We start from the raw sequence: 15,682 nt of genomic DNA, 5'->3' as shown, positions 1-15,682 counted from the left end.
AAAACTGGTTTACTAATTGCTGTTACTGTACCTCATAACAGCGGGAAGTGCTGTATTTGTCAACAATTAGATATTCAACCTTGGAATGAAAAAATTATCCGTAATTTTATTACTAAACGATTATCACCAACTTCTATCATTTTTACAGAAGCAGATATTAATGAAATTATTCAAAAAAGTGGTAGAAACCCACAAAAAGTGACTCAATTTTGTTATCAAAAATATTCTCAATATTTAGAGAATGAATCATGAATGAAAAATCTCCCGTACCTCGTTTAGACTTAGCACCTAAATTACGCCATCCTCTTTCTTTATGGAATCCTTTAGATTATCTGCTATTGCTTTATTGGGTGTTTTATTTTCCCCAGGCTTTGCGATGGTATGTTGATACTTTTGGCGGGGGTTATATTCCTGAAGAACAAATGAATTGGAGTAAAGGACTGGAGATATTACGCCAAAATTCTGTTCAGCGTCAATTATTATTTCAAGGTGTGGTTTTAACAATAATTACACCAATATTAATTTGTTTCTTTCTCCAAGAATTAGGCTTGCGTGTTGATTGGTTCGGTGTGGCGGTAGGTGTGGCGGGAGGTGTGGCGGTAGGTGTGGCGGGAGGTGTGGCGGTTTTACGTCCAGAAAATTGGTTATTTAGTTTATTCAATCTGCCTCATCTCAGGAATGGCAGTTTTTTACTTCCTCGTATTACTATTATACACTTACCTTACCTTAATTCACGTTTAAAAAAATGGTTATTAAATGATTGGAACAACGGCATACATAATGTTAATCAACTATTAGCATATACCATGCAATTTATTCCTGTAGTGCAAACAGTGAATAACGTACTAAATGCAAAACCACCAGAACAAATAATTTGGTCAGTTTCTCAGTTAGCAGAAACTACTTATGATTGGGAATTAATACATTTTCTCTCTGCTTCTCTTAGTGAAAAACTTAAATCAAGATCGTTAGATGGTGTTCCATATCCTTTCCCTGGGAAACGAAGATTAAAAGCAAGTTTGAACACAGATACCCGTCTTGATACTCCTTCCCATGCTGCTGCTGCTGGCTTTTGGTATCTTTATGAAAAACAACCATTCAAGGCAATAGAAGCTTTTAAAGTAGTTCGTTCTCTTCTCTATGGGGAAGAAATGTATATTCTTGCTCTAACTTTAGCAGTCTTTTCCTCCCGTGACGATTTAAACTCTATTGCTAATATAAAAATACCTACATTTCCCACAACAGGTTTATTACGTCCTGTCACCTGGCAAACATTAGATAGATTTGTCAAAGTAATTGAAGATATAAAAATCATCAACCGTAGTGCCTCTCGTGTGTCTCGTTCTTCGGCTTTAAATCGAGCATTAGGAGAACTCACAACTATTTTAAATACAGCGGATACCTTACTCAAAGCAGAACAGGGATTAATTATAGATATTACTAAAAATTGGCAACTACAGCTATTACAAATTGCTGGGGAAGTTGGGGAAATTGTAATTACTAAACCCGTAAATAATCCTTATGTTATCGGCGACCCTGTAATGGGTAATTTATTTATTGGTAGAGAAGATATTATTAGACAATTAGAAGAACTTTGGCTGAGAGGTATTCAACTCCAGTCTGTAGTTATTTATGGTCATAGACGCATGGGTAAAACTTCGATTTTACTCAATGCTGCTAACTCTTTAGGTGCAAATGTCAAAGTTGTTTATGTGAATTTGCTCAAATTAGGAGATGTCACCCAAGGAGTAGGTGAAGTATTAATGGCAATTAGTGATGAAATTTCCCAAGTTGTGAATATTGAACCTCCCAATGATGATGATTTATTAAAACTTCCCGAACGGACTTTTAACCGCTATTTTGAAAAAGTAATTAAAAATTTATCTGGTGGGTTAATTATTGCGATAGATGAATTTGAGAAAATTGAAGATTTAATTAAAGCCGGAAAAATTAGCCCAGATTTTATGGGTTTCTTACGTAGTTTAGTACAAGCACATTCTCAAGTTGCTTTTGCTTTTGCTGGTTTGCACACTTTAGATGAAATGACAGCAGATTATTTTCAACCTTTTTTTGCTAGTGTTCTGCCTATTCGTGTGGGTTTTTTAAGTCGTGGTGCAACTGGTCAAATTCTTGCTAACCCAGCTATTGAAGATTTTTTATTAGACTACACACCAGAAGCACTAGATAAAATTTATGGTTTAACACACGGACAACCTTATTTAGTGCAGTTGGTAGGATTTCATTTAGTCCGACTATATAATGATTTCGTTTTTGAACAAGGAAAACCCCGCGAATCTGTTTTTACAGTGGAAGATGTGGAAGCAATTGTCAATAAACCGGAGTTTTTCCAAAGAGGTAGTAATTACTTTAATGGTGTTTGGGGTCAAGCTGAGGAAAATGGTAATATTCAACAAGTAATTTTAAGTCATCTTGCAAAACACACCGCAGGATTAAGTTTAAATGAGTTAGTTGAGTTTACGGTAATAAATGAAACTGATTTACAGACAGCTTTAGAAGTTTTAAAACGTCATGATGTCATTGTAGAAAATCAGGAACAATGGCGAATAATAGTAGAATTATTTCGGCGTTGGGTTGTTAATATGGCGATTCTTGGTTGAGTGAAATACAAACAGATATAAATTTGATTAAGATATAAATTTGGTAGGAAATATTGCTACCATAGAGCAAAATAGAGGTATGATTTATGCCTAACGTCGAATTAGCATTGCCCTAACACCAGAAATGGCTGCTTTGGTTCGTGATGCTGTAAAATCTGGTGAATATGCCAGCAGTAGTGAAATTATCCGCGAAGCATTGCGGGACTGGAAATATAAGCGTTTCATCCAATCCCAAAATATTGAGGAAATACATCGTTTGTGGCAAGAAGGTATTGATAGCAGTGCTGGAAAATATGCAGATATAGACGCTATTAAGCTAGAAGCACGAAAGTGTTTCGCTCAAATTTCTGAGAGGGATGTGTAATTAGATGGTGTAGAGGTTGTGCGTGTTGTAGGTGCAAAACATTTACCTGATGTGTTTGGTTAGGAATAAGTATTTATATAGCAATTCCCATTCAAGTGAGGTACAAGCAGTAATAATTAAACGCAGATGGACGCAGATAAACGCAGATAATTTTGTACTTCATTAGACTAGGAAATGCTATATCTGTAAGTTTGCTTTATAAAGCATCTCTAAGAATCCTAGAATCAGATTTAAATACTATCAGGATCTACACCCAAAGCCTTTAACTTTTCTGCCAATAATTGAGCGCGTGCTTCGGCATTTTTAGCCAGTTCTTCTGCGGTTTTTGCGAGTTCATCACCAGTTAGTAAAACATTACCATTTTGATCACACCAGCGTAACCAAGAATCATTTCTACCTTCAAATTCTCCAGTCCATAAAGTTACACCTAAACCAATATCTTCTAACCAATTATCTGTAGTTTCTACATAACGTCTACCTTGGATAGAATAAATTCTGAGAATCTCTTCTCCTAAATTTTGATGTGGGTCATATACAATATAGTAAGAAACTCGCATTTTCTCATAAATTTGCAGTTTTTTATCTAGTTCTTCACCTTCTCGATTTGATACGATTTCAATAACAACTTCTGGTGATTTACCAAACTTCCAAACTAGATAACAACGATTTTGTTTTTCCCACCAGTTTTGCGGAGTTTGCACATCAAAACTGACAAATACATCAGGAACTATGGAAGGTTCACCATAAGTATGATAAACACCAACATTTGCTGCCGCTAAAAAAACTTGATTTTGTAAAGAACTGTAAAGAGAACCGACTAAAAGGCGTTGTTGTTTTTCAGATGCGAGATTATCCACAGGTGTATCATCTTCAGTGACTAGCAGGTTGGCATCTGGTACATCACAATTATCAATTTCACTATTGATTAGAAGTTGCTCAATCATGATTGTATCCACTAGTTGAGATATGGAGATTATAACACTTTAGATGAGATTTTAATAACAATCTAAACTCAAACTAAATCCTGGTAATATCTCTTCACCTAATAATTCTGTAGGCAAATTTCGCAATTCTACATCTTGTCCGAAACGATAAATTTCTACTTGTTGCTGTTGAGGATTTATCAACCATCCCAGTTTTACTCCTGCATCCATATATTCTTGCATTTTCTGACATAAGGTTTTTAAATCATCTGTTGCTGACCTTAATTCAATGATAAAATCTGGTGCAATGGGAGGGAATTTGCGTTTTTGTTCAGGGGTGAGTGCTTCCCAACGTTCTTTTTTAATCCAAGCTGCATCTGGAGAACGATCAGCACTATTTGGTAATTTAAATATAGTGGAAGAACTAAAAGTGTAACCGAGTCCTGTTTGACGATTCCAAATACCTAAATCTATAATAAATTCTGCTTCTCTATTACCGCTTTCTCCTCCCACTGGTGGCATAATAATTAATTCTCCAGTAGATGTGCGTTCAAATTTTAAATCGCTGTTTTTTTGACATAGTTGATAAAACTGTTCATCTGTAAAATCAACTGTGTTTAAGTTTAATTTCAAAGGAGTAATAACCATACAAATAACCTGGTTAGCTGGTGATAAATATATAGTATCAAGGGCGGGAAAACCCCGCCCCTATGGTTAAATGAAATTAACCGAAATGTTTGATGATTGCGTCGGCAAATTCAGAGCACTTTAATGGTTGTACAGGTGGTTCCATTAACCGCGCTAGGTCATAGGTGACTTGGGAATTTGCGATCGCATCCCCCAATCCTTTTTTAACCAAATCTGCGGCTTCTTGCCAACCCATAAATTCCAGCATCATTACACCGGAAAGTATCACAGAACCGGGGTTAATTCTGTCTAACCCAGCGTGTTTGGGTGCAGTCCCGTGGGTAGCTTCAAAAATAGCGCAGGAGTCCCCAATATTCGCCCCTGGCCCCATGCCTAAACCACCGACGATAGCAGCAGCCGCATCAGAGAGGTAATCGCCGTTCAGGTTCATTGTCGCCAGAATAGAATACTCATCTGGACGGGTTTGGATTTGTTGGAAAATACTATCAGCAATCCGGTCATTGACCATGATTTTCTCTTTCCATTTGCCGTTTCCGTGGGTTTCCCAAATGGCGTTAAGAGTTGTTTCTACTTCCTTGACAATTTGCGCTTTTTTCTCTGGAGTCAGGGAATCAAAACCAGGATCAATCATTCTGGCATTTTCTTCTAAGGAGAGATTGGCGTTTTTCTCCTTGTTACCCAAAATCCAAGATTCCCGTTCTGTCACCGTTTCGTTACGGAATTCGCTGGCGGCTAATTCATAACCCCAATCACGGAAAGCGCCTTCGGTGTATTTCATGATATTGCCTTTATGCACCAAGGTCACTTGTTGCTTGTTTTTGGGCAATAACAAGGCGTGTTTGATGGCACGGCGGACAAGACGCTGAGAACCGGTTTTGCTGATGGGTTTGATGCCAATTCCTGCATCCAGGGGAATTTGCTTTTTACCATGTTCTGGGGTTGCGGGGATCAATTCCTCATTTAGAAACTTGATCAAGCGATCGCCTATTTCACTTCCCTGTTTCCATTCTATCCCCAAATAAATATCTTCCGTATTTTCCCGATAGATAATTACATCCAGTTTTTCCGGGGTTTTGTGTGGAGATGGAGTACCAGCGTAATATCGGCAAGGACGCACGCAAGTATAAAGGTCAAAAATTTGTCGTAGTGCCACATTTAAAGAACGAATTCCCCCACCTACCGGAGTAGTCAAAGGACCTTTAATAGCAACGCCATATTCTTCAATAGCTGTTAATGTATCCTGGGGTAAATACTGATAAGTTCCGTATAAATCACAAGCTTCATCACCAGCATAAACCCTAAACCAGCTAATTTTTCGTTTGCCTTTGTATGCCTTAGCTACCGCAGCATCAAGTACTTTTTCGGTTGCTGGCCAAATATCTATACCCGTCCCATCACCTTGAATAAAAGGGATAATAGGATTTTCAGGGACAACTGGTTCACCATTTTTGAAGGTAATTTTTGCTCCGGTTGTCGGGGGGGTAATCTTGTCGTACATAGTTAACACACTCCAAATGGAAGAATTTCAAGGAGTTCAGGAAGGGTATATCAGTAAACCCTTACTCCTGCAACTCACTCTTTATGCCTAAGGCGCAGATTATCCCCGGCTCTAACTGATACAGTATTGGTAGCTCAGGTGTAGGTTTCAGTTAAGCGATCGCTATTTTGTACGGTCAAAAATAGTAAACTACATTTCGCTATCTGTGCTTCATTTTGTAGAATGCCAAATAGCTGAATCGTTTATTCACGCTCACCGCTAACACGAGTAATGGCATGACAGACCCAATGATTTTATCAGGCACTGCTAATAACATCGACTCCCTGCGCCAAAATTTAATCGCTGGGTCCCAAAAAGTCCAACAACAAATCATCCCACAGTTAGCTAACTTGGGTAATGAGGGATTGGAAGTGTTGCAGGAATTTTTACTGAAACGTCGTGACACCCCAGCAACTTGGATTGATGGTAACGCCTACCAAGTAGTCTACAACTCTGATGCACCTACAGCCAAAGAATTTCTAGAAACTAACTTTCCTGAAGGAATTGTACCTCTAAAATCAGACTGTGGGATCAGTTACAATTCTTTGCAACAGCTACTAACTCGTCAAGAGTTCCAAGCCGCTGACCTTCTAACTATCCAAAAAATGTGCGAAGTCGCAGGACCCACAACTGTACAAAGAAAATGGTTGTATTTTACTGATGTAGATAATTTCCCAGTTCAGGACTTACAAACCCTTAATCATTTATGGGTAGTCCACTCGGAAGGGAAGTTTGGTTTTTCTGTACAACGAGAAATTTGGCTGGGGTTGGGTAAAAACTGGATCAACCTATGGACGAAAATTGGCTGGAAAAGCGGTAATAACTGGACACGCTACCCACACGAGTTTACATGGGATTTAAGCGCTCCTAGAGGTCATCTACCCCTCTCTAATCAACTGCGGGGTGTACGGGTGATGTCTTCGCTTCTCAACCATCCTGCTTGGAATAAGTAAGTAATTAATTAAATTGATTGAAATGCTTGGATATACTGCAAACGGGTCAAACTTGGACTTATGTCATACTGACCGTAACGTAGTGCAGGGAAGTATCTCGGAGATTCTTCACTTCGTACCCTACGGGAAGCAAGCTACAGAATGACACTTTTAACCCGTTTTTAGTATACATGGAAGAGGTATGAGCTAAATTGAAAGAATGAGGTTTATTCGATTGAAAAATATTGATTTCACACAAAGACGCAAAACTATTTTTAGCATTTTTGCGTCTCTGCTCGAAATCGTAAGAATTCAGGAGTTAGGAATCAGGAGTCAGGAGGAAGAAGGAAGAAAGAAGAAGGAAGGAGGAAGAATATTTTTCTCTTCTGTTCCCTGCTATATCAAATATTCTGTATCCTGAATCCTTACTCGAAATCAACTTTCTTTCATTTCTATTTGCAAAGGCAAAATTACAGTAAAACTAGAACCAACTCCTACTTGAGAAACTAGCTTAATTTCACCTTGCAATAGTTTTACTAACTGCGAAACTATTGTTAAACCTAATCCACTACTATCAGGTAAGTGAGACTTTTTATTAGTGCAACGAAAATAGGGTTCAAAAATCTGCTTTTGGTTTTCTGGTGTAATGCCAATACCCGTATCTTCAACGGTAAATTCCCATTTATGATTATCTGATATATGACAAGTAATATTAATCATTCCCGACTCTGTATAGCGAATTGCATTACTAACAAGATTTATGATAATTTGTTGTAATTGCAATGCATCTGTGGTTATTTTTTGGGATTCTTGCTCACAATTAACTACAAGTAACAATTTTTTTTCGGCAGCTAAAGGTTCAAGCATTTCACAAACATTATTAATGATTTCACAAACATCCGGTGATGTAAGTTCAAGTTTGATTTTGCCAGACTCATACCGCGATACTTCTAGTAAATCATTAATTAAACGTAGCAATTGTTTGCCATTACGTAATACTCGTTCAATATGTTCGATATTGTGAGAAGTTTCTTTTTCATTAGTGTTTTGATATTGACGTAAAAATAAATCAGAGTAGCCAATAATCGAAGCTAGAGGCTGTTTTAAATCATGAGTTAGCAAAGAAAGATTTTCTTGATTAGCATTAACTAATCTAGTTAGTTCCTGATTGTGCAAGATTAAAGTATTATAAAGATGATCTAATTCTCTTAATCGTTCATCAACATAACTATTAAAACAGCGAGCAATTGCTTCATCAAGTACAATGTTAATCAACCGAAAAGCCCGAATTATATCTTCAGGAGCTCCCTGCAACAAGTCTTCTTGTATTACATCACATATTACGGTTCTTAAATGATGATATTCCCTAGCAATTTCTTCGGAATTAAAGCCTTGTGCAGCTCTAATAACTCCATGTTCCCAACTAGCAGTAACAATTGACTTAAAATCATTACTCTCATATGTTGAAAGAACTGTGACTATTGCGTTTAAAATATATGGAATGTGGTTTTTAATTGCACTGAAGGATAGATTTTCAGCACTTTCTATCTGTTTATCTTTGCGAACAGCCGTCACCCATTTATCTAGAATAATATCATTTTTATCAGCCAGCACTTGACTAAAATCCATTTGTTTAAATTCCGTGAATCTATTGCACGTAAATGAGTTTAATTATCTTAGAAGATGATCTTCAAAATTATTGATATAAATTATGGCATGAATTACATAGGATCATAAATATATCCTATCCATCTTGAAAACTTGAGTTTTCACCATAGAAAAAACTATAGGTTTCAACTTAGATGGGGTTTAGATAGCAATCAACCTGTCAACTATAGCTTTAAAAATGCCATTCACTACCTAAAATATAAGCAGAGTGCAATGAGATCGTCTAGAAGCAGCCCGGAGTTTATGGTTAATATTCCCTTATAATTGTATAAAACTGCCAAATACAACGAATTAATTTCATAATGGCAAAAGTTGTTCTAGAAAATATTAAGCGTAGATTTAACAACGTCACTGCTATCGAGGATATTAGCTTTGAAATTCCTGATGGTGAATTTTGGGTGTTTGTTGGCCCGTCAGGATGTGGTAAATCTACGATTTTGCGAACTATTGCCGGATTAGAAACTGCTACATCTGGTAATCTGTTTATAGGCGATCGCTTAGTTAATGATATCCCAGCTAGAGCGCGTGATGTGGCAATGGTATTCCAAAATTATGCCCTATATCCCCACATGACGGTAGCGCAAAATATCGCCTTTGGGATGGAGATGCGGAAAGTTGATCCGAAGACGATTCAAGAACGAGTAACTACTGTAGCGCGATCGCTCTCTCTAGAACATTTATTAAATCGGAAACCCCAGCAGCTATCGGGGGGACAGCAACAACGGGTAGCATTAGGGAGAGCGATCGCACGTCAACCACAACTGTTTTTACTCGATGAACCTTTATCTAATTTAGATGCTCAATTACGAGATGATACCAGAGCAGAATTAAAACAGCTACATCAACAATTAGGAATTACGACAATTTACGTCACCCATGATCAAGTTGAAGCGATGACTTTGGCTGATAAAATCGTAGTCCTAAATCGCGGTAGAATTCAACAAATTGGTGATCCTCAAAGTATTTATGCCCTTCCTGCTAATGAAATGGTAGCAAGTTTTTTGGGTAATCCACCAATGAATATTTTACCAGCTATTTATAAAGGTGATAATTTTGATATTAGTGGACAATTATTAGCCATTCCTCAAAATATCAAATCAGGTTTAAATTTGCACCCAGAACAAATCTGTAATTTGGGTATTCGTCCTGAACATATTTATATTCAAGAGATGAACGTAGACGCGCAAGCGGCTTCCCGCAAAGTACCGCAGAGTCGCAGAGAAAGTGGAGAGGAAGAGTGGGGAAGTTTGGTTGCAGAAGTTAAGGTGGTGGAACCTTTGGGAAGGGAAACTTTAATTCGTGCAAGTTTACTTGGTTCTTCTGGGTTTATAAATGTGCAATTGGCTGGAGGTGTGCGTTTATATCCAGGTGAACATCTGAATTTACAATTAGATTCAAATCAGTTATTTGTGTTTGATACAAGCACTGGTGAGAGGATTTTTCCGATGGTCTAAAACCTTAATTCTCCTGACTTGGAGTATTCTCTATCCTGAATACTTACCTAAAATCTAAAATATATGAGAACCAGAATCGAAAATAATGTTTTATTTATCCATAAGGAGGATGTACCCGAATTTAAAAAAGGTGGTTCTGTAGTGAGAAATTCTTATTTTTGGGCGCTACGTTCTATAGCTGGTCGTGCTAGGCGTTATAGTGATTGGGAATATGAATCAGAAGTGTGGTTAGCACTAGCACGAATGCTAATGTCTTTTACTGAGTCTGGATATTTGGGTTATAGGGAAACCTTTTTAGAGTTTCCCTTATCACAGGGAGAAATTCCTCATGTGTTGCGGGATGTAGCTACTTGGGAATGAAGTCATGAAACATTAGGGTTTTGGTGTACCTAAATCAACGAAAGGTTCTTTTTCCAACTTCTCTAAACCAACTGATTCTAACAATTGTGACCATACATCTGGATCTTCAGTACGCAAGGAAGCAATGTGACTAATAGTATCATGCCAAATTCTATTTTTGGCGTAAATCTCTGCTTGTTTGAGAGGTGATGCTTGCTGAAGGTAACTATTTAATAATGAACCTAGGGTAGTCCGTTCTAGTGAACCTGATACATATTCATCCTGACTTCTATCTTCAGAATTACAAACAATGGTAAAAAACCATTGATATTTTGTGCCTGTTTTTAAAGAAGCATTGGATGGGATGGTTAATTTGACTATTCCTGGTTGATTAGGTGGGATAAAATTGGTTTGATAAACTTCATTTCCCTCCTCGTCTATTAATACAAATTCTCCAGATTTCGTATTAGTTTGGGGAACATACACATATAATTCTGGATGATCAGAAACTGTTTGCCCATTATTATCCGATGTAGGCATTAAAGCAGTTAAAGATGGTTGATCCTTTTGGCTAATAATACAAGAATTTCCACGTCTCCCTCCTGCACCTGTTCTTTGAGGTCTACCTCGATCAGGTGCGGATGGAAATTGAAACTGTGCTAATAATTTGCTGTTAGATGTTGTTGGTAATTGAAGGCTTGGGGAAAGTTGTGCTGATGAGGGTAAAGAAAAGGTAGATAAAATTATCAACGCTGGAGAAATTCCGACAGCAATTTTTCCTAAAGCCAAAGAATTAATATACTTTTGTAAATGCATGATAGTGAGATTGTGTTGGCTACTTTATTAAAATTCACATTCAGAAAACTAAATTCCGTATATCAACGAAGATATTGTGAAGATTTTGAGGTGTATCTCAGTAGATGGTTGTGAATATTTAGCGTGAGGATAAGACCAGAGGCAGGAGGCTCCAATGTATGGGAGAAGAGGGTTTTGGCGAAAAATTAACTTAAGAAATCGGTTCAAAAACCATTTGAGGAATCAACAAATTGTCTTGTAGTTGGGCAATACCTAAAAAGCGGGTTTCTTGTTCATAGACTCGCACTATTCCCAAAATATCCAGATCTACAGGAACTTGTTGACCTTGACACCATTTTTTGGCAAATGTTCCTGGTAAATTTACACATGGTAACTTTTGTAAGGCTGCATCTGGGAGAATGGGCTGAAATGTCCCTGCTTGGATTTGGGTTTCTAAATCGGTGAGGGTGAGACTATCTTTGAGGTGAAAACTGCTGCTTTGGGTTCGTGTTAAAGCGGCTAGAGTTCCACCTGTGTTTAAGACTATACCTAAATCACGAGCGATCGCTCTAATATATGTGCCGGCACCACAAGCGATCGCTATTTCCAATTCTGGAAAATCACCATCACGCCAGTCTATAACTTCTATATCAAAAACTTCTACTGTCCTCACTGGTGCTTGTACAATTTCCCCTTTACGTGCCAAATCATACAGACGTTTTCCATCCACTTGAATGGCGCTGTAACTGGGGGGAATTTGGTCAATTGTGCCGATAAATTGATTAAGTGCTGTTTTGATTGCTGGCAAATTTAACCCAGGACAAGGTTGAGAAGTGATTACTTCCCCTTCTAAATCATCAGTAGTTGTACGTATGCCAAGGCGGATAGTGGCTTGATAAGCTTTTTCACCAGGTAAATATTGTAATAATCTAGTAGCTTTACCTAGAGCGATCGGCAATACACCAGTAGCTTTAGGATCTAATGTTCCTGCGTGTCCCACCCGTTTCAGACGCAAAAGTCTTCTGACTCGCGCTACACAGTCGTGAGAAGTCCAGTCTAATGGTTTGTTGAGGTTGAGAAATCCTTCCACAGAATAATTTATAATTCATAATTCCTCAGTAATTATATAGGAATAATATTTAATTTTTTGGGCGAAGCCTGTATTCAAATTATTTAGATTTACAAGAATATCAAAACATGAAGCAAGGATACACCAACATTCAACATCCAAAATCCAAACGTGATTATGGTGTGGGAGAGTTTTTTTTTGCGGAGAAAGCTTCCTGAAAATTATTACCCAGTACTGATGCTAATTCTTGATTACTCAAAGATTGAACCAAACTCAAACCCAAAGATTGATGAGAAATAGTTTGAGCGTAATCGGCATTAAGGTAAGGTATATATTGTGGCATTTTGGCTACATAAGTTTGCAAAAACGGCAAACTCAAAGCATTGATGTAAGCACGCGCTTGGGAAGCATCACCAACCATTTCTGCTGGCAATGCTACTTGCTTGCTGTCTGGGTTACTATTACCAATGCTAGAAAAATGAGTACCACCAACAAACATGACTAGATATTTATGGGGATTAGTCAACCAAGAGAAGGGGAGAATTTGTTCGTATAAAGCTGGTGCGACAGTATCTTCACTGCTGCCAACCAGCATGACAGGAGTTTGAATTTGATTTAAACCAGCTTGTCCGAAAATAGAGCTAGTGATAGGGTTAACTGCGATCGCAGCTTTAACTCTCTCATCTCGCAAATTATATTCTAGTTTCGACTTACTTTGCAATTCCAAAGCCCGACATTGCAGGAATAAAGACATATTCCAAGTATCCCGCAGCATATCGGGTTGACAATCTTGTTTTAGTTGCTCAAAGTTAATTTCTGCACCTGCTAAAGCCAACGCAGTATAACCACCAAAGGATTGGCCAAATACTCCCACTTGTTGCAGATTTAACCGACCTTGAAATTTGCCATCAGATTTATTAACTTTTTCTAGTTGATTTAAGATAAATTTGATATCTAACGGTCTATCTATAAATTCACCTGACTCTATCAATCTAGTTGTATTACTCTTACCAAGAGATTGCTGAGGTTGCAATTGTGGAGCATTCATAATCGGATGATTAGGAACAACCACAGCTAATCCGTGGGAAGCTAAATGAGCAGCTAAATAACGAAAGTTGCTGCTATCTAAACCTAAACCGTGAGAGATGACAATTACTGAAGTGGGATGCTGAACATTAGGAACATAAACATCAGTCAGCAAACGTCGATTACGGGTGACATCAAAGAACTCTAGCTGATATTTTTTTGATTTCACACTGCCTTCAGTTTTTAAGTTTGGCAGTTGATATAAACTTGCCTTTTGGATGATAGCAGCTTCTAGACTGGCTTTTTGCTGAATTGCTGCGATCGCTCTTTTCGTTTCATTAATTAATTTCTCCAGTTCACCAATTATTTCCAGGCTATCAGCTAAGTTAATATGAATATTATTTGTAGGATACTTATGTAGCAAATTTAATAATGTTAAACCGTCTGCCTCCCCCGATGCTAAAATTATTGCTGTACGTAAAGCATTAAATCCTAAATCAGGTTGATGAGATTTAGTTTTAATTAATTCTGCCAACCGTCGCAGTAAAAATTCTCCTTGTTGTGTATGGAGAAATTGTGAAGCAACTGCGGGATTAATTTTGATAGTTCTGAGTAAAATTTGTCGTAGTTCTTGCAGTTTTTGAAGTGAAATATACTGCTGATACACTGACAAATCCTTATCAATTAATCCCGTTTTGGCATAAGTCTCTAAACTAATTACAGGAATAGAAATTTCTAGTAACGAATAAGAAGCGGATATTTTCTCTGCTGCCATAACAGAGTTATTAATTCCAAATATTGGCAGCAATATTGAAAGTGTCAGCAAGAGAAAACTTTTTCTCAGACTGCTAGACCAATTACCAAACAAACTATTCATCGCTCAAATTTTTCAATGATGTGTTTTAGCGAGGCGTTAAATTTGGTAGTTATTCAGACACCCTGTTCATGTATTTATATACTCTTATTTGCCTCAGTCTTCTGGATATTTTTGAGCTTTTTTTCTTGTGAAGATAAAATTGAGAGGTTCATTGATATAGAGTCAATTAGGATAAAAAAATCTCTCTTCGGTCGGATTTTGACTCTATTTGATTAGATGCTTTTAAAATCATAACAACCAAAACAATAGTTTGCTTCAGTATTTATTGTGTAGCTTTAAATATAAAACGTAAGAATTAAGGAGTCAGAAGGAAGAAGAATATTTTCCTCTTCTTTTTCTTGTTCCCTATTCCCTGCTATATCAAATATTCTGTATCTTTAATCCTGACTATAAAAATATTTTTTTGAGTTTAAAAACCTACTTGAAACAATGCCAACAATTTATTTTATTCAGATTTACCTAAAGCGATAGCTACCGAACCAGTAACAACTAAAAATGCTCCTATAATTCCTATTATAGTGATGTGTTCTAAGGGAATTAGATTCGGGAAAATACCTGAAACTATCCAAACTGATATTAAAGTTACAATTGGAGCTAATGCTAAGACTGCGCTTACTCTTGAGGCTTCCCAATGTGCTAATGATTCAGCAAAAGCACCATAGGCAATTAAAGTATTTAATCCACAAAATAGCAACATTCCTAAATGCAAAGGATTGAGATTAAAAACTGTATTGATTTTAGCAAAAGGAGTGAATAATAAAGCACATCCACCGTAAATTATCAGCATAATATTAGAGGATGATAAAGATTGCAATAGCTGCTTTTGTGCCAAAGCATAAATAGCCCATGCTACCGCCCCCAATACAACCAATCCACTACCTAAAAGATATTGCCCCTGTGCTGTAATTAAATTTGTTAATTGAGCATTAAAAAATAGTGCAAAACCTAAAGTTAATACACTCACACCAATCCATTGCCGTAATGTATAATGTTCTTTAAAAATTACCAAACCACCAAAACCTAACAACACAGTAGCCAACTGAATTATCACTTCTGCGTTAGCAGGTGCTGTTAATGCTAAACCTTGCATAAAAAAGAAGTAATTACTAGCTAAAAATATTGTGACTATTGCTAATAATTTGCCAGAACTAGAAGTTAATTGTGTTAAATTTGGTAGTTTTCCCTGTACCGACAAATAAATTACCAGTAATACAAAAGATAAGGAAAAGCGAAACCAAATGATAGTATAAACATCTAGAGCTTGTAGCGTTACCTTTAGGGCAATTGGTAGAATACCCCATAAAAAAACAGTCACTAACGATAAACCTAGTCCTAAACGCCAGCGACCGGAACTTTGATGCATGGTTAATAATAAATTGATAGGTATAAAATGATATTTTGCCAAGAGTTAAGTGTGAGGAATACTTAATTA

14 protein-coding genes are annotated in these 15,682 nt (G+C 37.1%); 6 read left to right on the top strand and 8 right to left on the bottom strand.

Annotated features, from left to right (window positions below; translation table 11 throughout):
- The 3 genes from VB713_RS16630 to VB713_RS16620 form a co-directional block, all read left to right on the top strand.
- Positions 1–252 (top strand): hypothetical protein (locus VB713_RS16630; RefSeq protein ID WP_416242451.1); only part of this gene is annotated, 252 nt, incomplete at its 5' end.
- Positions 249–2,618, top strand: a complete 2,370-nt coding sequence (locus VB713_RS16625) for an AAA family ATPase (protein WP_323312619.1) — start codon at positions 249–251, stop codon at positions 2,616–2,618. The genes VB713_RS16630 and VB713_RS16625, both read left to right, overlap by 4 nt.
- Before the next feature lie 100 nt (positions 2,619–2,718).
- Positions 2,719–2,982, top strand: a complete 264-nt coding sequence (locus tag VB713_RS16620) for a type II toxin-antitoxin system ParD family antitoxin (protein ID WP_323312627.1) — start codon at positions 2,719–2,721, stop codon at positions 2,980–2,982.
- Between the two features lie 230 nt (positions 2,983–3,212).
- On the opposite strand, the gene VB713_RS16615 is transcribed toward VB713_RS16620, so the two are convergent.
- The 3 genes from VB713_RS16615 to VB713_RS16605 all read right to left on the bottom strand — a co-directional run bounded on the left by VB713_RS16615 (position 3,213) and on the right by VB713_RS16605 (position 6,051).
- Complete coding sequence (locus VB713_RS16615; RefSeq protein WP_323312618.1) at positions 3,213–3,926, bottom strand: Uma2 family endonuclease; 714 nt, start codon at positions 3,924–3,926, stop codon at positions 3,213–3,215.
- A gap of 51 nt (positions 3,927–3,977) precedes the next feature.
- Complete coding sequence (locus VB713_RS16610; protein WP_323312617.1) at positions 3,978–4,553, bottom strand: Uma2 family endonuclease; 576 nt, start codon at positions 4,551–4,553, stop codon at positions 3,978–3,980.
- A 76-nt stretch (positions 4,554–4,629) separates the two neighbouring features.
- A complete protein-coding gene (locus VB713_RS16605; protein ID WP_323312616.1) occupies positions 4,630–6,051 on the bottom strand; it encodes an NADP-dependent isocitrate dehydrogenase in 1,422 nt (473 codons plus the stop codon).
- Positions 6,052–6,326: 275 nt separating this feature from the next.
- Between VB713_RS16605 and VB713_RS16600 the strand changes: the two genes are divergently transcribed.
- Positions 6,327–7,043 carry a GUN4 domain-containing protein gene (locus VB713_RS16600; RefSeq protein ID WP_323312615.1) on the top strand — a complete coding sequence of 239 codons (717 nt, stop codon included), beginning with the start codon at positions 6,327–6,329 and terminating at the stop codon, positions 7,041–7,043.
- A gap of 414 nt (positions 7,044–7,457) precedes the next feature.
- Here VB713_RS16600 and VB713_RS16595 read toward each other — a convergent pair whose 3' ends face one another.
- The gene (locus VB713_RS16595; RefSeq protein ID WP_323312614.1) at positions 7,458–8,651 is read right to left on the bottom strand and encodes a HAMP domain-containing sensor histidine kinase; all 1,194 of its coding nucleotides are present in this window, start codon (positions 8,649–8,651) and stop codon (positions 7,458–7,460) included.
- Positions 8,652–8,992: 341 nt separating this feature from the next.
- On the opposite strand from VB713_RS16595, the gene VB713_RS16590 reads away from it, so the two are divergent.
- Entirely contained in the window at positions 8,993–10,144 is a 1,152-nt protein-coding gene (locus VB713_RS16590) for an ABC transporter ATP-binding protein (protein WP_323312613.1), read from the top strand.
- 63 nt (positions 10,145–10,207) lie between these two features.
- Positions 10,208–10,504, top strand: coding sequence for a hypothetical protein (locus tag VB713_RS16585; RefSeq protein WP_015213214.1), 297 nt, complete (start codon positions 10,208–10,210; stop codon positions 10,502–10,504).
- Between the two features lie 12 nt (positions 10,505–10,516).
- Here VB713_RS16585 and VB713_RS16580 read toward each other — a convergent pair whose 3' ends face one another.
- The 4 genes from VB713_RS16580 to VB713_RS16565 form a co-directional block, all read right to left on the bottom strand.
- Positions 10,517–11,299, bottom strand: a complete 783-nt coding sequence (locus tag VB713_RS16580; protein WP_323312612.1) for a DUF928 domain-containing protein — start codon at positions 11,297–11,299, stop codon at positions 10,517–10,519.
- Positions 11,300–11,489: 190 nt separating this feature from the next.
- Positions 11,490–12,368 (bottom strand): tRNA pseudouridine(55) synthase TruB, encoded by an 879-nt coding sequence (gene truB, locus VB713_RS16575; protein ID WP_323312611.1) that lies wholly within the window; start codon positions 12,366–12,368, stop codon positions 11,490–11,492.
- 154 nt (positions 12,369–12,522) lie between these two features.
- Positions 12,523–14,250, bottom strand: a complete 1,728-nt coding sequence (locus tag VB713_RS16570) for an alpha/beta hydrolase (protein ID WP_323312610.1) — start codon at positions 14,248–14,250, stop codon at positions 12,523–12,525.
- 445 nt (positions 14,251–14,695) lie between these two features.
- Complete coding sequence (locus tag VB713_RS16565) at positions 14,696–15,613, bottom strand: DMT family transporter (protein ID WP_323312609.1); 918 nt, start codon at positions 15,611–15,613, stop codon at positions 14,696–14,698.
- Positions 15,614–15,682: the final 69 nt, after the last annotated feature.

Source organism: Anabaena cylindrica UHCC 0172, assembly GCF_034931625.1.
In the GTDB taxonomy this organism is placed as follows: Bacteria; Cyanobacteriota; Cyanobacteriia; order Cyanobacteriales; family Nostocaceae; genus Anabaena; species Anabaena cylindrica_A.
This window is presented reverse-complemented; position numbering and strand designations above follow the sequence as displayed.